The 20,653-nt window shown below is 64.9% G+C and carries 16 protein-coding genes; 10 read left to right on the forward strand and 6 right to left on the reverse strand.

Translation table 11 applies throughout. The features are described from left to right. Positions 1-232: 232 nt before the first annotated feature. Positions 233-1,591 carry a glutamine synthetase family protein gene (locus tag CRO75_RS14145; protein ID WP_097136098.1) on the reverse strand — a complete coding sequence of 453 codons (1,359 nt, stop codon included), beginning with the start codon at positions 1,589-1,591 and terminating at the stop codon, positions 233-235. A gap of 162 nt (positions 1,592-1,753) precedes the next feature. On the opposite strand from CRO75_RS14145, the gene CRO75_RS14150 reads away from it, so the two are divergent. Further along, the gene (locus tag CRO75_RS14150; protein ID WP_009043999.1) at positions 1,754-2,659 is read left to right on the forward strand and encodes a helix-turn-helix domain-containing protein; all 906 of its coding nucleotides are present in this window, start codon (positions 1,754-1,756) and stop codon (positions 2,657-2,659) included. A gap of 45 nt (positions 2,660-2,704) precedes the next feature. Here CRO75_RS14150 and CRO75_RS14155 read toward each other — a convergent pair whose 3' ends face one another. After that, positions 2,705-5,419: a hypothetical protein gene (locus CRO75_RS14155; RefSeq protein ID WP_097136100.1), complete on the reverse strand. Its 2,715-nt coding sequence runs from the start codon at positions 5,417-5,419 to the stop codon at positions 2,705-2,707. Positions 5,420-5,709: 290 nt separating this feature from the next. Here CRO75_RS14155 and CRO75_RS14160 point away from each other — a divergent pair, with 290 nt between their 5' ends. The 7 genes from CRO75_RS14160 to CRO75_RS14190 all read left to right on the forward strand — a co-directional run bounded on the left by CRO75_RS14160 (position 5,710) and on the right by CRO75_RS14190 (position 15,950). Next, entirely contained in the window at positions 5,710-7,854 is a 2,145-nt protein-coding gene (locus CRO75_RS14160; RefSeq protein WP_097136102.1) for a phospholipase C, phosphocholine-specific, read from the forward strand. A gap of 204 nt (positions 7,855-8,058) precedes the next feature. Further along, positions 8,059-8,568, forward strand: coding sequence for a sigma-70 family RNA polymerase sigma factor (locus CRO75_RS14165; RefSeq protein WP_097136104.1), 510 nt, complete (start codon positions 8,059-8,061; stop codon positions 8,566-8,568). Continuing rightward, positions 8,568-9,530, forward strand: coding sequence for a FecR domain-containing protein (locus CRO75_RS14170; RefSeq protein WP_097136106.1), 963 nt, complete (start codon positions 8,568-8,570; stop codon positions 9,528-9,530). The genes CRO75_RS14165 and CRO75_RS14170 overlap by 1 nt, the downstream gene beginning before the upstream one ends. Positions 9,531-9,598: 68 nt before the next feature. Then, complete coding sequence (locus tag CRO75_RS14175; RefSeq protein ID WP_097136108.1) at positions 9,599-12,013, forward strand: TonB-dependent receptor; 2,415 nt, start codon at positions 9,599-9,601, stop codon at positions 12,011-12,013. Positions 12,014-12,463: 450 nt separating this feature from the next. Continuing rightward, positions 12,464-15,025, forward strand: a complete 2,562-nt coding sequence (nirB, locus tag CRO75_RS14180) for a nitrite reductase large subunit NirB (protein WP_097136110.1) — start codon at positions 12,464-12,466, stop codon at positions 15,023-15,025. Next, positions 15,025-15,414, forward strand: coding sequence for a nitrite reductase small subunit NirD (nirD, locus tag CRO75_RS14185; RefSeq protein WP_009043980.1), 390 nt, complete (start codon positions 15,025-15,027; stop codon positions 15,412-15,414). Before nirB ends, nirD begins: the two co-directional genes overlap by 1 nt. Before the next feature lie 95 nt (positions 15,415-15,509). Next, positions 15,510-15,950, forward strand: coding sequence for a CBS domain-containing protein (locus CRO75_RS14190; RefSeq protein ID WP_097136112.1), 441 nt, complete (start codon positions 15,510-15,512; stop codon positions 15,948-15,950). Between the two features lie 55 nt (positions 15,951-16,005). Here CRO75_RS14190 and CRO75_RS14195 read toward each other — a convergent pair whose 3' ends face one another. Genes CRO75_RS14195 through CRO75_RS14205 form a run of 3 tightly spaced genes read right to left on the reverse strand, consistent with a single transcriptional unit; the run spans position 16,006 to position 18,382 of the window. Continuing rightward, on the reverse strand, positions 16,006-16,488 hold the full coding sequence (locus CRO75_RS14195) for a DUF6392 family protein (RefSeq protein WP_097136114.1): 483 nt from the start codon (positions 16,486-16,488) through the stop codon (positions 16,006-16,008). A gap of 27 nt (positions 16,489-16,515) precedes the next feature. After that, positions 16,516-16,989 carry a DUF6392 family protein gene (locus CRO75_RS14200; protein WP_239691092.1) on the reverse strand — a complete coding sequence of 158 codons (474 nt, stop codon included), beginning with the start codon at positions 16,987-16,989 and terminating at the stop codon, positions 16,516-16,518. Between the two features lies 1 nt (position 16,990). Then, positions 16,991-18,382 carry an S-type pyocin domain-containing protein gene (locus CRO75_RS14205; protein WP_097136116.1) on the reverse strand — a complete coding sequence of 464 codons (1,392 nt, stop codon included), beginning with the start codon at positions 18,380-18,382 and terminating at the stop codon, positions 16,991-16,993. A gap of 287 nt (positions 18,383-18,669) precedes the next feature. Between CRO75_RS14205 and CRO75_RS14210 the strand changes: the two genes are divergently transcribed. Both CRO75_RS14210 and CRO75_RS14215 read left to right on the forward strand, forming a co-directional pair. Then, on the forward strand, positions 18,670-18,900 hold the full coding sequence (locus CRO75_RS14210) for a DUF317 domain-containing protein (RefSeq protein ID WP_097136118.1): 231 nt from the start codon (positions 18,670-18,672) through the stop codon (positions 18,898-18,900). A gap of 5 nt (positions 18,901-18,905) precedes the next feature. Continuing rightward, positions 18,906-19,676, forward strand: a complete 771-nt coding sequence (locus tag CRO75_RS14215) for a phytanoyl-CoA dioxygenase family protein (protein WP_097136120.1) — start codon at positions 18,906-18,908, stop codon at positions 19,674-19,676. A 17-nt stretch (positions 19,677-19,693) separates the two neighbouring features. On the opposite strand, the gene CRO75_RS14220 is transcribed toward CRO75_RS14215, so the two are convergent. Beyond that, entirely contained in the window at positions 19,694-20,596 is a 903-nt protein-coding gene (locus CRO75_RS14220) for a LysR substrate-binding domain-containing protein (RefSeq protein ID WP_062825931.1), read from the reverse strand. Positions 20,597-20,653 lie beyond the last annotated feature (57 nt).

A 20,653-nucleotide genomic window follows, 5' to 3' on the forward strand; every position in this document is an offset into this window, starting at 1 on the left:
CGGTTGTTATGGTGTTTGCCAAATTCATGAAGCCGCCTGTGGCCCTGTGGCCCTGTGGCCCTGTAGCCGCTGCCGAGCAACGCGAGGCTGCGATCGGCGGCGCAGCCGTCGTAAACCCGGCAACCGCCTTGTATCAGGTACACCGCGTGCGACGGTCTGGCGATGGCTGCGCCATCGATCGCAGCCTCGCAGGCTCGGCAGCGGCTACAACGGTGTGCGCGGTGTGCAGGTCTCAGACGCTGAGCAACAGGAACTCGCGTTCCCAGGAGCTGATCACGCGCTTGAAGTTCTCGTGCTCGGCGCGTTTTACCGCGACGTAGCCGCGCACGAACTTGCTGCCCAGGTAACGCTCGATGGTCGGGCACTCTTCCATGCGGGTCAGGGCGTCTTCGATGGTGATCGGCAGGCGCAGGTTGCGCCGCTCATAGGCCCGGCCTTCCACCGCGGCGCTCGGCTCGATGCCCTCGACCATGCCCAGGTAGCCGCACAGCAGGCTGGCGGCGATGGCCAGGTAAGGGTTGGCGTCGGCGCCGGGCAGGCGGTTTTCCACGCGCATGGCTTCCGGGCCGGAGGTCGGCACGCGCAGGCCGACGGTGCGGTTCTCTTCGCCCCATTCGACGTTGACCGGCGCCGAGGTGTCCGGCAGGAAGCGGCGGAACGAATTGACGTTGGGCGCGAACATCGGCAGCACCTTGGGGATGTACTTCTGCAGGCCGCCGATATGGTGGCGGAACAGCTCGCTCATGCGGCCCTCGGCGTCGGCGAAGATCGGCTTGCCGGTGGCGCTGTCGACCACGCTCTGGTGCAGGTGCATGGCGCTGCCGGGCTCGTCGGCCACCGGCTTGGCCATGAAGGTGGCGGTGACGTTGTGCTTGAGCGCGGCCTCGCGCAGGGTGCGCTTGAACACAGTGATCTGGTCGGCCAGGTCGAGGGCGTCGCCGTGGCGGAAGTTGATTTCCATCTGCGCCGGGCCGTCTTCGTGGATCAGCGTGTCGAGGTCCAGGCCCTGGGCTTCGCACCAGTCGTAGACATCCTCGAACAGCGGATCGAATTCGTTGGCGGCGTCGATGGAGAACGACTGGCGTCCGCTTTCGGCCCGGCCGGAGCGGCCCAGCGGCGCCTTCAGCGGCAGGTCCGGGTCTTCGCAGCGCTGGGTCAGGTAGAACTCCATCTCCGGCGCGACGATCGGCTGCCAGCCCTTGTCGGCGTACAGCTGCAGGACTTTCTTCAGCACGTTGCGCGGCGACAGCTCGATGGGGTTGCCGAACTTGTCGAAGGTGTCGTGGATGACAATGGCGGTCGGCTCGATGGCCCAGGGCACCAGGTAAATGCCCGAGGCGTCGGGGCGGCAGACCATGTCGATGTCCGCCGGGTCCAGCAGGTCGTAGTAGATGTCGTCGTCGACGAAGTCCCCGGTTACCGTTTGCAACAGCACACTTTCCGGCAGGCGCATGCCTCGCTCATGCAGGAACTTGTTGGTGGGCGCTATCTTGCCGCGGGCGATGCCGGTCAGGTCGCTGACCACGCATTCCACTTCGGTAATCTTGTGTTCTTTCAGCCAGGCAGACAGCTGATCGAAAGGGGCATTCATAAGGACCTCGTCAATGATTGTCGGTGACGCGTCAGTGCTTGGGGTGGTCCGGCAAGGCTTCCCCTGTGGCGCGTTGGCGACTATCTTGGGCAAGCCTCGCGGTTCCATCTATCCACTTTAAGCAGCACCAAAGCGCACCAAAAGAGTGCGCAAGGTTCCTTCATGACAGCGTCGACAGCTCTCCAGGTCCAGGCCTTCAACACCTTCGATGTGGCCGATCAGATCCGTGCCACCCCGGGTTGGGTGCAGCATTACCAGCAGATGTCGCCCGGGCATTTCGCCGGGCAAGTGCGTTATCTGGACCTGCAAGGGGTGCAGATCTACGAGGAATGCATGAACACCCGGGTCGAGCAGAATTTCAGCGCGCCCGAGGATTCCCTGGCGTTCTGTTTCGATCGCAGCGACAACGCCCTGTACCTGCTCAACGGCGAGAGCCGCAACATCTGGATCACCCCGGAGAACTACCAGGAAATCGCCGTGGTGTTCGGTCCGGAATTCGTCCGTGGCCATGGCCTCGACGCGCAGCGCCTCGATGGCCTGTTCCTGGCGCCGCTCAACTGCGGGCAGAACGCCTTGTTCAGCCGCTGGCTCAGCACGACCCTGACGCGCCTGTCGCAGACCCTCGACCCACCGAGTCGCGAAGCCCTGACCCAGCAGTTGCTGGAGGACTGCCTGTTTATCCTCGACAACGCCTGCGTGCGCCTGGACGGTGGCGGCCTGCGCCGGCGCGCCGAGGAGCGGGCGATCATGCAGCGGGTGGCGCAGTGGGCGGCGGACGGCCCGGAAGACAGCCTCAACCTGCTGGAGTTGGCGCAGGTGGCCGGGGTTTCCCTGCGCCAGTTGCAAGGCGCGTTCAAGGCCTTCGCCGGCATGGCGCCGACCCAGTGGCTGCGCCTGCGCCGGCTGAACAGTGCGCACCGCGAACTGCTGCGCCGCGGCCCGGACGAAACCACCGTGGCCGAGGTGGCCATGCGCTGGTCGTTCTGGCACCTCGGGCGGTTTTCCAGCAGCTACCGCGCGCTGTTCAAGGAACTGCCGAGCGAGACCCTGCGCCGCGGCCAGCGTTGAGCTGTTCCTGACCGCGGGCCCGCAGGGTCGGTGCCATTTCCAGTGTCATGCACGGGGAGGCCTGTCTGCCGAAGGGCGGCGCTGGCCATTGCGGCTCGGCCGCGGCGGCTTGGGCTGGTCATCCTCGTGCGCGCTTCCCGCAGGATGTTCGCGCAGGTAGCGCCACAGTGCCTGGGCGATGGCATCGCCGTTGACCCCTTTGCCGAAGACCTGCTGGCCGATGCTCAAGCCGAGCTGGCGGTAGCTTTCGAACTGCGCCTCGTCGAAGAACTGGTCGACGGTGGGCTGGTTGGGGAAGGACGTGTTGATCAACGCGTAGTTCTGCACGTCCGGCGATACCGATGGGATCAGCCGGGGCTTGAGCACCAGGATGCGACTGACCAGGGTGTCCGGCTCGGTGCAGGCGTAGACGTTGAGCAGCAGCGCGCAATGCGGGTCCGCCGGCGACGGCGCGATCTTGAAGTCCTCCATGCGCCCGAACACTTTGCCCAGTACATCGTCCCGGGTGATCGCTGCGTCTTCCCTGATCTCCAGGCCGTGGTCGATGCGCGCCAGGCGGATGAGATTGCTCAGGTCGTCGAACCGGTAGTCGGGATCGCAGCCACAGTCGCACATCACGATCAGCTCGACCTGGCGTTCCTGGCGCAGCAGTTCATAGGCCGCCGTGTTCTCGAAGTGGCCGCCGTCCGAGAGGTATTGATAGGCGCGCCGATGGCCATGGAAGTGCGCGGTCAATTCGTAGAACAGGTAGGTCTGGGTTGGCAGCCAGCGCGACAGCTTCAGGCCCAGGGATTGCCTGGGCTTTTCCGGTTTAGCGTCGATAAAGCGGCTGGGCCACCAGTTGCCCAGGCGCACGTTGGCCAGGCCCAGCAGCAGCGACATGCCCAGGCTGGTGGCGCGCCCCAGGCCGGTGGTGAAGGCCGCGCCGGAAACACCGATCCACTGGCCGATGGTCAGCGGGTAGGCGATTTCCGAAGCGGGGATATTCTCCAGGTCGCGCTGATAGAGCTTGCCGTCGAGGATGAAGGCCCCTTCGCCCTTGACGCTGCCCGGCGCCAGGCACAGCGGCTTGCCCTTGCGGTCGCGCTGCACCAGTTGCTCGGCGGGGTCGACCGTGAGGTTCATGGTCACGTTGATCAGGTGCAGCGGGCCGGCGTTCGGCGTGCCGTAGTAGTGCTCGACGCTGATGTCGTCGTTGCTCAGTGGCTCGGCCACGCTCATGTGCTTGCGCCGTTGCTCGGGCGTGCCGTCGAAGCGCTTGCCGTTGGTGGCGCCCATGTAGGCGCGGACCAGGCGCGCGCTGTAGTAGGACTGCAACGACGAGGTATTGAGGAAACCGACGAAGCGGCTGCTGACCCAGGTCAGGGCCGCCGCCACCCCGGCCAGCAGGGCCAGCCGCAGCACATAGCCGTCTTCCTGCAGGCGGATGCTGCCATCGGCGGTGACCCATATCACGAACAGCATCCACGCCAGGCAGACCGCCGCCAGCAACAGCACGCCGCCGATCAGGCTCATGACCTCCAGGGGCAGCAGGCGCAGCCAGTCCGGCAGGCTCTTCTCGTCCCGCAACAGCGCCACGCGGCGCACCAGCCAGATCAGCACCGGGAGAATGCCGACGGTGCCCTGGGTCAGGCTCTGCAGGTGCAGGTAGATCGCTTCGGACAGCGACACCAGGAACGCGGCGAACAGCAGCGCACCGAGGGTCATGATGATCTGCGACAGCACCCGGGTGACCTCGACCCGGTAGTTGCGCACGGTAAAGATCCCGTCTTCGTCGTTGGCCTTGCGGGTGCGGTATTTCAGGCGCCAGATCAGCAGCCAGGCGTAGACGATGCCCAGCAGTGCGATGGCGGCGAACCCGAGGAACAGGTAGCGTACGTTCGGCCTGTCGTCCGGCTGTTGCAGCAGCGCCCAGATGCCGACGAAGACCAGCACCATCACCGTGCAAGCCACGGCCGCCAGATTGCTCAGGGCCGGAGGATTGCTCAGGCTGTTTTTCGGCAGCACCAGCCAGTAGGCCAGGCAGCAGGGCAGTAAGCCGAGGAGGAACACCGCGCCGGGCAGCAGGAACAGATTGGGCACGTACTTCACTTGCAACAGCATCAGCAACGACAGGACCAGGACAATCGGCATGCCGATGACGAAGTGCAGCGACAGCCAGTTGCGCCAGGTGATCGCCAGGGCGTAGAGCGCGTCCCCCGAGCCGGTCGGGGTCAGGTAGCGGCCGTTCTCCCGGAGCCAGGCCGTGGGGCCCTTGCCGATGTCTTTGTCGCTGGCGTTGGCGTAGTCGATGTGGGTACTGATACGTCCCGGCGGCTCGTAGTGCAGGACCTCATAGGCGTTGACCGCCGCGGTCCTGGCCGCTTGCTGGGCGGGCGACAGGTGCGAGGCTTCGGCGCGCTCCTGGGCCTGCTCCCGGCGCAGGCGATTGGGGATGAACAGACTGGAGAAGAAACTGCCGATATAACCGCCGCCGCTGACCGTGCAGAGGTAGTCGAAGCGCGGCAGCAGGGTGGTGGTGAGGTTGTCTTGCGGTGTCTTCGACGGTCGTGGGTTGGCCTGTTCCGGCGCATCGGCCCGGGCCATTGCCTGCAGCACCCCCAGGCAAAAGGTGGCGCTGCGGATGCCACCCCCGGACAGCGCCAGCCCCCAGATCCTGGGAGGCTGGCCGGCCGGCGCGGGAAGGTATTTGAGACCCAATGCAGTACGGCGGTTCTCGATGCGCTTCCTTTCCCCCTCGTAGTGCTGGGTCGAGTCCATGATTGCTCCTTGCAAACTGAAGTAGTGGCATTGTGTAAATAGGATTAAAGCAGAACGCCGTCACATTTTTCCGAATACAAGGAGTAACTCGGGATGAAGTTCACGAAATATTCTTTATTTAGAAATGTAATTAAAAATCATCGGCTTAGAGAGTTAATGCGGCTGTATCAAGATCAATGAATGCCTTGACCGCGGTCTGCAACCGCCGTGTAACTTGCTTGTTACTTGAGGTCACTACTTTGCGTGGGTCGCTGTTTCCCGCCCTGTAACTTCAAGGAATTCAACCGCGTATGCCTACTCTCACTCGCAGGAAGCTCATGCAGGCCGCCGCTATCGGCTCGGCCTTTACCTTACTGCCAGACTCCATCCGCCAGGCCCTGGCGATCCCCGCCAACAACCGCACCGGCACCATCCGCGACGTCGAGCATGTGGTGATCCTGATGCAGGAAAACCGCTCCTTCGACCATTACTTCGGCACCTTGCCCGGGGTCCGCGGTTTCAGCGACCGCTTCACCATCCCGCTGCCCGGCAAGCGTTCGGTGTGGGAGCAGCAGGGCATCGGGCGAGTGGTGTTGCCGTATCACCTGGACAGCTCGCGGGGCAACGCGCAGCGGGTCAACGGCACGCCGCATTCGTGGATCGACGAGCACGCGGCCTGGGGCAGCGGGCGCATGAGCGCCTGGCCGACCTTCAAGACCAACACATCGATGGGCTACTACCGCGAGCAGGAGCTGCCGTTCCAGTTCGCCCTGGCCAACACCTTCACCCTGTGCGATGCCTACCACTGCTCGGTGCACGCCGGGACCAACCCCAACCGCCTGTTCCACTGGACCGGCACCAACGGCCCGACCGGGGCCAATGTGGCGGCGGTGGTCAACGAATGGGACGGCCCGGGCGCGGTGGACGTCGGCTACACCTGGAAAACCTACCCCGAGCGCCTGGAAGAGCGGGGCGTCAGCTGGAAGATCTACCAGTACCTGCCGGACAACTTCGGCGACAACCCGCTGGCCGGTTTCCGCCAGTACCGGCGCGCCAGCGTGGCGGCCGGCAACCCGGCGCAGCCGCCGGAAGACTTCACTGCCTTCGTGCCGTACAGCGATGCGCTGAATGCCCGGGTGCCGCTGTACAAGGGCAATGGCAACACCTTGCCGGCGCGCAGCGGCAGCGACCTGGAAGGCATGATCGCCGGGTTTCGCAACGATGTGCAGCAGGGCAAGTTGCCCAAGGTCAGCTGGATCGTCGCCCCGGCCACTTATTCCGAGCACCCGGGGCCGTCCAGCCCGGTACAGGGCGGCTGGTTCACCCAGGAAATCCTCAAGGCGCTGACCGACAACCCCGAGGTCTGGAGCAAGACCGTGCTGCTGGTCAACTACGACGAGAACGACGGTTTCTTCGACCATCTGCCGTCGCCCTCGGCACCTTCACGGCGCCTGGACGGCAGCTTTGCCGGCAAGTCCACGGTGGATTTCGACAGTGAGGTATTCACCCACCCGGCGCCACCGGGGACCACCCAGCAACCGCGTCCGGACGGCGGCATCTACGGCCCCGGCCCACGGGTGCCGATGCTGGTGCTGTCGCCCTGGAGCCGTGGCGGCTGGGTCAACTCCCAGGCGTTCGACCACACCTCGGTCCTGCAATTTCTCGAGAAGCGCTTCGGCGTGCGCGAGCCGAACATCAGCGCCTGGCGCCGTGCCGTGTGCGGCGACCTGACTTCGGCCTTCAACTTCGTCAATCCCAACAGCGAAATCCTCCCGCCGCTGCACACCACCACCCGCCAGGCCGCGGACCTGTTGCGCCAGCGCCAGGAACAACTGGCCCAGGTGCCGCTGCCGGACCCCAGCCGCCAGCAACTGCCGCAGCAGCAGCGCGTGGCCCGGCCATCGCGGGCCTTGCCGTATCGGCTGAATGTCGAGGCCAAGGCCAGGCGCAAGGCGTTGAGCCTGACCCTGAGCCTGCAGAACAGCGGCGAGCAGGGCGCGGTGTTCCATGTCTACGATCGCCTGCACCTGCTGGACATTCCCCGTCGCTATACGGTGGAGGCGGGCAAGCAGCTCAAGGACAGCTGGCAGACCGCGGGCCGCTACAAGCTGTGGCTGCTGGGGCCTAACGGCTTTCACCGCAGCTTCCACGGCAATCTGCTGGAGCGTCAGCCCGAGGTGTCGATGTTCAGCCGCGGCAACAACCTGCAACTGACCCTGAGCAACCCGGGCAAGGAGCCGGTGTCGATCACCATCGAGCGTTGCCCCTACACCCACCAGGGGCCATGGCGTTTCGACGTGCCCGGGCGCAGCGAGGTCCACCAGATGTTCGCCTGCCAGGCCAGCGGCGGCTGGTACGACCTGACCCTGCGCGGCGAGGGCGGCTGGCTGCGGCGCCTGGCCGGACGCCTGGAAACCGGTGCGCACAGCATCAGCGACCCGTTGATGGGCGTGTAAACCGCGCAATCGTGCCCGGCCCGCAAGGGGCCGGGTGCTTCACCTGGATCACTTCAGCCCCTGGGACCCTGGTTCCAGGGCACCCGCCGATGTTCCCCAGCAGACGAAAACCAGAACCCCATCACACGAAAGGACTTGGTTTGCCTCATGAATATTAATTAGAATCAGTCTCATTTGAATAATCCTTCGCGCAGGGCTCTTGACATGATTGAAGCAGCGACGCCACCGGAGCAAAGCCTACATGCCCTGTACCGCGATCATCGCAGCTGGCTCGAGAGCTGGTTGCGCCAGCGCATGGGCAACGCCTGGGATGCGGCGGACCTGAGCCAGGACACCTTCCTGCGCGTGCTCACCAGCTCCCAACAGCTGGTCGACCTGCGCGAACCACGGGCCTACCTGGTGACCGTGGGCAAGCGCCTGCTGAGCAACTTCTATACCCGGCGCAAACTGGAACAGGCTTACCTGGACGCGCTGGCCAGCCTGCCCGAAGACAGCGTGCCGTCCCTGGAACAGCGCTGGGTGCTGCTGGAAACCCTGCAAGCCCTCGACGAATTGCTCGACGGCCTGCCGCCCCTGGTGCGCCGGGCGTTTCTCTGGAGCCAGCTGGAAGGGCTGGGCTACCGCGAGATCGCCGAACGTCTCGACGTCTCGGAACGCACTGTCAAGCGCTACATGGCCCAGGCCTACGAACACTGCCTGCTGGTGGAGCTGTGATGCGCTCGGCGCCGTCCAGCGAAACCCGTGAGGTGGCCCGCGCGGCCGCCCAGTGGCTGGCGCTGCTGGAGTCCGGCGCGGCCAACGCCGACGATCACGCGCGCCTGCAGCACTGGCGCAACAGCAACAGCCGTCACGAAAGCGCCTGGCAGAAGGCGCAGCTGCTGCGCCAGCGTTTCTCCGCGCTGCCTTCGGCCCTGGCGCTGGCCACCCTGGATCGTCCCGAGCCGTCGCGGCGCGCGGTCCTCAAGCGCGCCCTCGGCGTCGCCGCGCTGGTGCCGACCGCCTGGCTGCTGGGGCGCCAGCTGCCCCTGGACGTATGGCGCGCCGACCTGCAGACCGGCACTGGCGAACATCGCAAATTATCCCTGGCCGATGGCAGCGCCTTGCAGTTGAACACCGCCAGCGCGGTCAACGTCGACCTGGGCGCCCGGCAGGTGACCCTGGTGCGCGGCGAGATGGCGCTCAAGGTCACCGGCAGCGCGCCGCTGACCATCCAGGCGCCTTATGGCCGCATCGTCGTCAGCCGCAGCGAAGTCTGCGTGCGCCTCAACGAACACGATTGCCGGGTGTCGGTGGTCAGCGGCTCGGTGCAGCTGCAACCCTTGTTCGGGCCGCAACTGGAGTTGCGCGAAGGCCAGCGGGTCCGCCTGCGGGTGGACGGCGCCGGGCAGATCGATGCCTTCGACGCGCAGCTGCCGGGCTGGCGCGACGGCGTACTGATGGCGCAGAACCAGCCGCTGGGGGATTTTCTGCGCGAGCTCGGTCGTTATCGTCCGGGCCTGCTGCGCTGGGATCCGGAACTGGAAGCCCTGCGCGTCACCGGCAGCTTCCGTCTCGACAACACCGACCGCGTGCTGTCGCTGCTGGCCGCCAGCCTGCCGCTGGAGGTGCATTCGCGCACCCGTTATTGGGTCACCCTGACTTCGGCAAAAGAAACCCCGCAAAAAAATATTGGCTGAAGCCTGTCCCTTTTTTTCGCCTCGCCGGTCATTCCAGGTAAGTGAACAAAAAACGAGAGCTTCCTCCCATGCCCGTAGTATTGCCATACCGTTTGCGTCCGGTTTCCCCCGGACTGTTGCAGTTGGGCCTCATCCTGACACTCAGTTCCAGCCCGTTATTCATCCAGGCCAGCCTGGCCGACGACGCCGCGCGGCGCAGCTACCAGGTGCCGGCCGGCCCGCTGAGCGCCGCGCTGACCCGTTTCGCCGGCCTCGCCGGCGTCAACCTGTCGGTGGACCCGCAGCTGGTCAGCGGCCGCAACAGCGGCGGCCTGTCCGGCGAGTACGGGGTGGAGGAGGGCTTTGCCCGCTTGCTGCAAGGCTCCGGCCTGCAACTGCAACCGGTGGGCGACCAGGCATATATCCTGACCCTGGCGCCGCAAGGCGGCAGCCTGCAACTGGCGCCGACCTCGATTCTCGGCGCCAGCGGCGCGACCGACAGCGACGTCTTCGCCGGTGGCCAGGTGGCGCGCCGTGGCTCGCAAGGCCTGCTGGGCTCGAAGGACTTCATGGAAACGCCGTTCAGCATGACCACCTACACCAGCGAAGTGGTGAAGAACCAGCAGGCGCGGACCCTCGGCGACCTGATCGCCAGCGACCCCTCGGTGCGCGCCACCAACCCGGCGGGCGGCCGTTATGAGCAGTTCACCATCCGCGGCTTCAGCCTGTTCAACAGCGATGTCGCCTACAACGGCCTGTACGGCGTGCTGCCGACCTACACCATCGACATGGAAATGGCCGACCGGGTGGACATCCTCAAGGGCCCGACCCAGTTGATCAACGGCATCTCGCCGCGGGGCAGCGTCGGCGGCGGGATCAACGTGGTGCCCAAGCGCGCCACCGACAAGCCCATCACCGAACTCACCGGCAGCTACGCCTCGGACAGCCAAGTGGGCGGCGCGGTGGACATCGGCCGGCGCTTCGGCGAGGACAACAAGTTCGGCGTGCGCCTGAACGCGGTCAAGCAGTCCGGCGATACCAAGTGGGATCACCAGAGTGTCGACCGCGAGATGGCGGTGCTGGGCCTGGACTTCCGTGGCGAACGCCTGCGCCTGTCGACCGACATCGGCCACACCGAGCGCGACACCGACGCGCCCCAGGAGCGGGTGCAGATAGGCGCCAACGCCAAGGTGCCGGACGCCGACGATGTGCGGCACAACTATGCGCAGTCCTGGAGCAAGGCACGGACCAAGGACACCTTCGGCACGGTCAACGCCGAATACGACGTCAATGACTCGATCATGCTGTACGGCGGCGTCGGCGCGCGCAAAAGCAACCACGACTTCCTCCGGCATGCCGTGTCGATCACCAACGACGCCGGCGACTTCAGCGTGCAGCCGCGCGACTTCACCCGCGACGAAAACGTGCGCACCACCACGGCGGGCGTGCGCAGCTGGTTCCACACCGGCCCGGTGAGCCATGAGGTCAACCTGGCGGCCAGCTACTTCTACATGGATTTCGAAAACGGCGGCGCGCGCTATGCCGCGTCCCCCAGCAACCTCTATAACCCACGGCCGACGCCGACCCCGTCGCGGCCGACGCGTTTCGACCCCAAGGTCTACACCGAGAACCGCTTCAGCGGCGTGGCGCTGTCCGACACCCTGGGTTTCTTCGATGACCGCCTGCTGCTGACCCTCGGCGCGCGCTGGCAGCGGGTCAAGGTCGACGACTGGAGCGACGGTATCAAGGGCGACACCGCCTACGACGAGGAAAAGGTCTCGCCTTCGGGCGGCCTGCTGTTCAAGGCCACCGACCAGTTGTCGCTGTACGTCAACTACATGGAAGGCCTGAGCCAGGGCAAGATCGCGCCGTCGACCTCGATCAACGAAGACGAAATCTTCCCGCCGTTCATCAGCCGCCAGGTCGAGGCCGGCGCCAAGTACGACGCCGGGGCCTTCGCCCTGACCGCCGCGGTGTTCCGCATCAAGCAGCCGGCCTACGAGACCAACGCCACCACCCGGGTCTTCGGCCCGAATGGCAAGCGCCAGAACGACGGTGTCGAGCTCAGCGTGTTCGGTGAACCGCTCAAGGGCTTCCGCCTGCTGGGCGGGGTGATGTACATCGACAGCGAACTGAAGGACACCACCAGCGGCACCTTCGACGGCAACCGCGCGCCGGCCACACCGAAGTACAACGTCAACCTGGGGGCCGAATGGGACGTGCCGAAGGTCCAGGGCCTGACCCTGACCGCACGCGGCATCTATTCCAGCTCGCAGTACCTGGACCAGGCCAACAGCAAGGAAATCGACTCCTGGGAGCGTTTCGACCTGGGCGCGCGCTACGCATTCAAGCTCGATGACAAGGACATCACCTTGCGCGCCAATGTCGAGAACGTGCTGGACAAGCGTTACTGGAGCTCGGCCGGGGCCTCGGACGACAGCGAGCCGGGCTTGACCCTGGCGACTCCCCGCACCCTGTTGCTCTCGGCAACCGTGGGTTTCTAAGCGGACCATTCGAGCAGAGGCCGGCGCCCGGGTTGCACGCTTGCGCCGGCATGCTTCGCGCTTGGGAAGGTGCCGCCGAACCAGCCGGATTTGCACTTTTATAAGGCGCGGCGCACCAGGCTAAGGCGATTCATGGCCCTGGGTCGTGTATCCGCGAGCCGTACGGAATGACCGCGCAACCCCGCCAGCACGGCCTTTCAAGGCGTGCGGCGCCGCCTGGCACAAAGGCTGCAAGACAGCCGCTAACGCCCCACCGCGCATGTCGCGGGCGGGCCGCCCACTCGGTCAACGCGGATCGATCGGCCAACCGGCCATGGGCACTCGGTGAGTCAGGCACAGCAGCCCGATCGCACACCGCAAATAACAGGCAAAGGCGCCTGGAACCGTGAGGTTTCAGGCGCTTTTTTTTGCTTTAAAAAAACCGTGATTGGCTTGGGTCGGGTGCTATTTATGAATGCCATTGTTGCCCCTTTGAACACACACAAAACCCTGATCGTGATCGGCAACGGCATGGTCGGACATCATTGCGTCGAACAGCTGGTGGCGCACGGCGCCCTCGAGCAGTACCGCCTGCACGTCTTCAGCGAAGAGCCGATGCGCGCCTACGACCGGGTGCACCTGTCCGAGTATTTCAGCGGTCGCGACGCCGAGTCCCTGGCCCTGGGCGATGCCGCGCTGTACCAGGCCCCGGGCCTGACCCTGCACCTGGGGGTGGCGGTGTTGCGCATCGACCGCGAGCACCGCCAGGTCATCACCGCCGCCGGCCCGGTGCATTACGACAAGCTGGTGCTGGCCACCGGCTCCTATCCCTTCGTGCCGCCGATCGAGGGCGCCGCAGGCGATTCGCGCCTGGTCTATCGCACCCTGCAAGACCTCGACGCCATCCGCGCCGCGGCCGCCAATGCCCGGCGCGGCGTGGTGGTGGGCGGCGGGCTGCTCGGCCTGGAGGCGGCCAACGCCTTGAAGAGCCTGGGCCTGGAAGCCCATGTGGTGGAGTTCGCCCCGCGGCTGATGCCGGTGCAGCTGGACGAGCAGGGCGGTCGCGCGTTGAAGGCGCGGATCGAAGCCCTGGGCGTCGGGGTGCACCTGGGCAAGGGCACCCAGTCGATCAGCGCCGGCGAGCAGTACCGCTACCGGATGAACTTCGCCGGCGACGACTTCCTCGAAACCGACCTGATTGTGTTCTCTGCGGGTATTCGCGCCCAGGATGCCCTGGCCCGCGATTGCGCCCTGGAGATCGGCCCGCGCGGCGGCGTGGTGGTGGACAACCAGTGCCTGAGTGGCGACCCGCATATCTACGCGATCGGCGAATGCGCCAGCTGGAACGGCAGCCTCTTCGGCCTGGTGGCCCCGGGTTACCAGATGGCCCGCAGCGTCGCCGCGCAGCTGTGCGGCGAGCCGGGCGAACCCTTCATGGGCGCGGACATGTCGACCAAGCTCAAGCTGCTGGGGGTCGATGTCGGCTCCATCGGCGACGCCCAGGGCCTGACCCCGGGCGCGCGCAGCTACCAGTTCATCGACGAAGCCACGGCCAGCTACCGGCGCCTGGTGGTGGATGCCAGCGGCAAGCAGGTGCTCGGCGCGGTGCTGGTGGGCGACAACAGCTACTACGACACCTTGCTGCAATACATGCAGAACGGCATCGCCTTGCCCGCCGAACCGGCCGGCCTGATCCTGCCGTCCAGCGCCGGCGCGCCGACCCTCGGCCCGGGCGCCTTGCCCGAGTCGGCCACGGTCTGTTCCTGCCACAACGTGACCAAGGGCGCGATCTGCTCGGCCATCGACGGCGGCTGTTCCGAGCTCGGCCAGCTCAAGGCCCGGACCAAGGCCTGCACCGGTTGCGGCGGTTGCGCCGGCCTGCTCAAGCAGGTGTTCGAGCACGAACTGATCGCCCGTGGCGTCAGCGTCGACAAGAGCCTGTGCGAACACTTCGCCTATACCCGCCAGGAGCTGTACGCGCTGGTGCGGGTCGAGGGCATCCTCAGTTTCGACGAGATGCTCGCCAAGCACGGCCGTGGCCACGTCGGCTGCGATATCTGCAAGCCGGCAATCGGCTCGATCCTCGCCTCGTGCTGGAACCAGCCGATCATGGACCGCACCCTGGTGCTGTTGCAGGACACCAACGACACCTTCATGGCCAATATGCAGAAGAACGGCACCTACTCGGTGGTGCCGCGGATCGCCGGTGGCGAGATCACCGCCGACAAGCTGATCGTGATCGGCCAGGTGGCGAAGAAATACGAGCTCTACACCAAGATCACCGGCGGCCAGCGCATCGACCTGTTCGGCGCCCAGCTGCACCAGTTGCCGGATATCTGGGCCGAGCTGATCGCCGCCGGTTTCGAGACCGGGCATGCCTACGGCAAGTCGACCCGCACCGTGAAGTCCTGCGTGGGCAGTACCTGGTGCCGCTACGGCGTGCAGGACAGCGTGCGCATGGCCCTGGAGATCGAGGACCGCTACAAGGGCCTGCGCTCGCCGCACAAACTGAAGTTCGCGGTGTCCGGCTGCACCCGCGAATGCGCCGAGGCGCAGAGCAAGGACGTCGGTGTGATCGCCACCGAGAACGGCTGGAACCTGTACGTCTGCGGCAACGGCGGCATGCGCCCGCGCCACGCCGAACTGTTCGCCACCGACCTCGACGACCAGACGCTGATCCGCTACATCGACCGCTTCCTAATGTTCTACATCCGCACCGCCGACCGCCTGCAACGCACCTCGGTGTGGCGCGAGAGCCTGGAGGGCGGCCTGGATTACCTCAAGGCGGTGGTGATCGACGACAGCCTGGGCCTGGGCGCCGAGCTGGAAGCGCAGATGCAGCTGGTGGTGGACCGCTACGAATGCGAATGGGCCAACGCCCTCAAGGACCCGGAAAAACTCAAGCGCTTCCGCACCTTCGTCAACGACCAGCGCCCCGACCCGGACATTCATTTTGTCGAGGAACGCGGCCAGCGCCGGCCGATCATGGCCGCCGAACTCAACCTGATCCCTGTCACCGAGGAGGTGCTCTGATGAGCCTGTCGCCAAGCCCGCAACCTATCGAAAGTGCATTCGCCGAGCAGCCCGGCGTGCAGTGGCAGGCGGTGTGCAGCCGCCAGGACCTGGTCAGCCACAGCGGCGTGGTGGTCTGGCACGACGGCGCCCAGGTGGCGCTGATCTACCTGCCGGATGCCGCGCAGCAGACCCTCTACGCCATCGACAACCACGACCCGCAGTCCGGCGCCAACGTGATCGGCCGCGGCCTGGTGGGCTGCATCAAGGATGAGCTGGTGATCGCCTCGCCCCTGTACAAGCAGCACTTCCGCCTGGCCGACGGCACCTGCCTGGAATACCCGGAGCAACGCCTGCGCACCTGGCCGGCGCGGCTGCGTGGCGACGTGGTGGAAATCGGCGTGCGCTAAGCCGCGCGCGCCTTACTCGATCCAGATCCATGCCTGACTTCGCGCCCCGTGGCGCGGGGCCGGAACCCCTGTTGCTCAAGGTATCGGAGACGCCCATGAAAACCGCTGCTCAGTTGCTGAAGTTGAAGGCCGTGGAAAACCGCCAGGTGCACTGCATCGGCCTGGACCAGATGGTGCTCGAAGCGCTGCAGATGATGGCGCAGAAAAACGTCGGTGCGCTGCCGGTGATGGAGGCCGGGCAGGTGGTCGGCGTTATCAGCGAACGCGACTATGCACGCAAGGTGGTGCTGCAAGGCCGCTCATCGGTAGGCACCCCGGTCCGCGCCATCATGAGCGCCCCCGTGGTCACCGCCGACAGCCAGCACAGCATCGAACGCTGCATGGCCGTGATGACCGACAGCCACCTACGCCACCTGCCGGTGCTGGAAGGCGAGCAACTGATCGGGCTGCTGTCGATCGGCGATCTGGTGAAGGAAGCGATTGTCGAGCAGGCGGACCTGATTCGGCAGTTGGAGCACTATATTCGCGGGCATTGAGGGGAGCAGCACCTTGTGCTGCTTCATTCCGCTTGGGGGAGCACGGGCTGTCTTCCTATAGATGCTGTGCTTGGGATTTTTCGTTCAGCCTGAAGACGATGCCTTCCACTTCCATGTCGACGGTGTACTTGAACCGCACATGGATATGTTTGGGGAAACCTGCAAAACGATAAGTATCCCAGCCGCCAGTCATGCCCAGCACCGGGATTCTATAGGGGGCTCCTGACTCCAGAGGTTCGCCGTGATGGGATCTGACCCATTTCTGATTCATCTTGGTTTCGAGGTGGTAGGGCAGTTTTCCTTTGTAGGTTGACTGTTCTGGGAAGCGCTTTAGCAAGGAAATATATAAGGCTTCAAAGCGTTGGGTACTGGCCCAAAACTCAAGTTCGATACCTGCCTCCGGTGACATGGCTATGGTATCGCTGTCCTCAAAGACGCCTTTTGGTGGTCCATCCGGGAGATACATCCCTGAGGCAATCATTTCGGGGTAGGTGCGGCCGAGGCGTTGAACCAGGTCATCGATCATTGCTGCGCTCATTTCATTGCTCCCTGCGCCCTCGCAGAACTAAGCGTGGGATTTTTCGTTTAGTCGGAAGACGATTCCTTCCACTTCCATTTCAATGTTGTATTTGAACAGCACATTGATGTTTTTGGACATGCCCGGAAAACGATAGGTTTCCCAACCGCCTACCAGTCCTCGCACCGGGATTTTATATGGACCCTTTGACTCCAGAGGCTCACCGAACTGTGATCTGACCCAGCTCTGGTTCATCTTGGTTTTGAGCTGATAGGGAAGCCCTCCTTTGTAGGTTGGCCTTCCGGGAAACGTTTCGAGGAAGGTAATAAATAGATCTTCAAACCGCTGGTTGCTGGCCCAAAATTCCAGCTCTATACCAGGCTCAGGCGACATTGATAGGGTGTCGCTGTCCTCGAAAATACCTGTTGGCGGACCTCCAGGAAGATACATTCCAGAGGCGATCAACTCGGGGTAAGTACACCCGAGACTTTTAACAAAGTCATCAATCATTGCGGCGTTCATATCAATACCAGTTTTGTTCCTGATGGAGGTCGTGCAAGTTTGTGCGTGCCGTTTCAATCTGCTCTTCGGTAAAGCCTTCTTCCAGTAGGTACGGCTTGATGGCATCGAGATTAGTGTCTACAGCAGCCCGTAGGTCAGCTGCATCCTTGGCCTGCTGGTTCTTAGTGTTCCTACCACCATACGTCTCACTGTACTTCTGATGCACCTTACGAGGAATTGCGATACTTGGTGCTTTGCGTAGATGTTCTTTGATGTCGCGTTGGGCAATGCCCGGGACGTTCGCCTTCAAAAACGCTTCCAACGCCTTCTGCGACGGTATGTGATCAATATCCAACCCATCCTTGGCGCTTCTACTGGAAAGATCATTCGCCGGGCCGACTTCCAGCGGGTTGACCAGGGGCTTGGCGAAGACCAGGTACAACGAGCGCAGGCCGCTGCCGATCGGGAAGGTGATGATGCAGTCTTCGACCTTGAGCTCGTCGATGGGCGCGCCCTGGAGTTGGCTGTCGCCGCCTTCGGCGATGGGGTGGACCATGAGGTTGGCCAGTTCATCGGTCACCCCCGGGTAGGGGGTCGGGGCGGTGACCACCGGGCCGCTGTGCGGTGTCCAGGTGATGGTGAGTGTGCCGAGGTGGGCCTGCATGGCGTTTTTGTCGGCGTTCCAGTGGGCCTTGATCACCGGGACGCTGTCCTGGCCCGACTGGGCGCTGGTGTGGATGCCGTGGATGTGCAGCACACCCTGGCGGTCGCGGCGGAACTGGAAGCGCACGCGGGTGGTGGCGGCGCGCAGCTCGCGCAGTTGCTCTTCGCTGTAGAAGGTGTCGTCGCCAAGCCGGGTCGGGGTCATGGCCAGGAGCAGCACCTGTCCCGCCGGGCCGCCGAGGGTCCTGGCCGCGGTGCCGGCCATCTGCACTGACCAGGCGAAGCTCCTGAGGAGCCGTTCGCCGGCGACCCTGCCGAGCCCGACCTCGGTCGCCGAGGAGGCCATGAGCATGGTCTTGCCGAAATTGCCCGCGGGCTCGCTGGCGCTGCCGGCCTGGGTGGTGCCCCAGGGTGCGCTGCTGATGGACTTGGCGAAGACCAGGTCGGTGCGGGGCGTGGGATCGGGCCAGGGGTCTGGCCGAAGGCAGACCGGCTGCGGTTCGGGCGCGGGGCAGAGCAGGTTGCCGCTTGCTGTTGCGGCGGAACTGTCGGTGACCAGCACCCAGTCGCCGTTTCTGACGGCGGCCAGAATTTCCCGGTCGCTGTTGATGCTGTAGTGCTCGCGCAACAGCTCGTCCAACCCCGCAAGGCTTGACCGGTTGCGTTGCAGCGCCATGCGCACCTGGGTTTCGGCGAAATACGGATCGTGCGCGTTGCGTGCCTGCCGGTCGGAGGCTTTCAACAAGCGCATGTCAGTAAGCGCAAATCAGTAAATGCATGAGCGGCCCCGGCTTCTGGATAAACCACGCATGCTAGGGGGCCATCCTGGCGTGGCGCTTTAGGCCCTTTCTGAAACGCTCGAAAGAAAACTCGCTTGTGGGCCGGCGATAAAACCGGCGATCCGCTTCTGGCGCTAAAAGCTGCCGTTCGTCACGGCGCACGGAGCGGGATTCAACTTTTGCCCACAATGTTTTTCACAGCTGTTGTAAGGGCCGCGCCAGGCCCGCAGAGGCTGTTAGCCGCCGGAGGTTGAGCCAGATGAACGACGACTCCCTGGACGAAACGCTCGAGGAACGTCGCCAGCGCCGGGTGGCGCGGGCGCTGAGCCTGAACCCCGACGAAGTGGCGCGCTGGGTGGTGGCCATGGAAGAGGACGGCAGTGGCATGGGCTATGTCATCGAGTTTTCCGCCGCCACGCCGGTCGATGTCCTGGCCAGGGTGCCGGGGCTGGGCAGCGACCGGCTGATCAATATCGGCCCCATCGACTAGCCGCCATGACCTCCGTGTCGCCCCCACCAGCACTGACCGCCGAACGCCTGCGGGCCTTGCACCGCGAAGGCTTCGTGCTGTTGCCCGGGGTGCTCGACGCGGACCGGATCAAGTTGCTGCGCCGGGCCATCGACGGCCTCAAGCCCCAGCATTGGGACTACAGCGGCGTGCTCGAACACTACAAATGCGTGTTCAACCGCGACCCGCTGTGGCTACCGTTTCTCGACCTGCCGGGGGTGATTGAGCTGGCTGAAGCGGCGCTGGGTGAGGATTGCCATGTCATCGGCCAGACCGCCTGGCGCTGTCATCCGGGTTTCCAGGGGATGGGCCTGCACCTGGATTACCTGGCGATGCGACTGCCCCGCAGCCTGCTCAGCGATCCGGCCTTCGAGCTGCCGATGCAGATCTGCACTTGCCACCTGTACCTCGACGATATCGACCAGGACCTGTGCCCGACCCGCGTGGTGCCGGGCAGTCATCGAGCCGGGCGGCCGCCACGGGCCGGCGAGGAACATTGGCATGGTCAAACTGCCCGGGCCGTGCTGTGCCAGGCCGGCGACGCGCTGATGTTTCGTAGCGAGCTGTGGCATGCCGGCAGCGAGAACAGCAGCGCCGAACGCATCCGCTACCTGCTGCAGGTGCACTATGGCCGGCGCATGGTGGCGCAGAAGTTTTCGCCGTACCTGCACTGGCGTTTCAACCCCGAGGTGCTGGCGGCGGCCTCGGCGCGCCAGCGGCGGTTGCTGGGCGAGCATGAGGAAGCGGAATACGACTGAACCGGGCGGCGGCGCCGTCAGCTGTCGGGAAAGGGGATCGACAGCAGCCAGCGGCTGAACGCCTGCAGCGATGGCAGGTGCTGATAACGGCTGGGGTAGGCCAGGTAATAGCCGCGGCCGCTGTCCACCGGCTCGAACAGCGCCACCAGTTCGCCGCTGTGAATCTCGTCCTGCACCAGGATGCGCGGCACCAGGCCGATGCCGATGCCGGCGACCACCGCCTGGATCAGGTGCGCGGTCAACTCGAACCCCGGGCCCATGCGCATCGCCCGCGGATGCAGGCCGTTCTGCTCGAACCACTCGGGCCAGGCGTCGGGACGCGATACCACGTTCAGCAGCAACTGTTGCGCCACGTCGCCGACGGACATCGAGCCGTGCTCGGGCAGGGCCTTGGGGCTGGCCACCACCGTGAGCTTTTCCGAGAGCAGCCGATGGGCCTCGTAGCCAGGCCAGTGGCCGGTGCCGGCGCAGATGATGGCGTGCATGTCGGCGGTGTCCTTCGACAGGTCGCTGGTGACGATCCGCGAATGGATATGCACCAGGGTGCCCGGGTGGCTGGCGTAAAAGTCATGCATGCGCGGCAGCAGCCATTTCGAGCCGAAGGTCGGCAGCACCGCCAGGTGCAGCGGGCCGCCGCCAGCCTTGTGGGCGATGGTCTGCAAGGTGGCGTTGCGGATTCGCGCCAGGGCCGCCGCCAGTTCGTGGTGATACAGGGCGCCGGCGGCGGTCAGCTCGATATGCCGGCCGTCACGGTTGAACAGCGGCACTTCCAGCAGCGACTCCAGGGCCTGGACCTGGCGGCTGACGGCGCTCTGGGTCAGCGCCAGTTCTTCGGCGGCCTTGGTGAAACTGCCATGCCGCGCCGCGGCCTCGAAGGCCACCAGCACCGACATCGACGGAGTGAGTCGTCTCGGGTTCATTCATAAAACTCATGAAAAAAGCACATGAAATACATTTGCCCAAGGTGCAAGGCTCTA

The sequence above is a fragment of the Pseudomonas sp. LAMO17WK12:I10 genome, from assembly GCF_900215185.1.
GTDB classification, from domain to species: domain Bacteria; phylum Pseudomonadota; class Gammaproteobacteria; order Pseudomonadales; family Pseudomonadaceae; genus Aquipseudomonas; species Aquipseudomonas chlororaphis.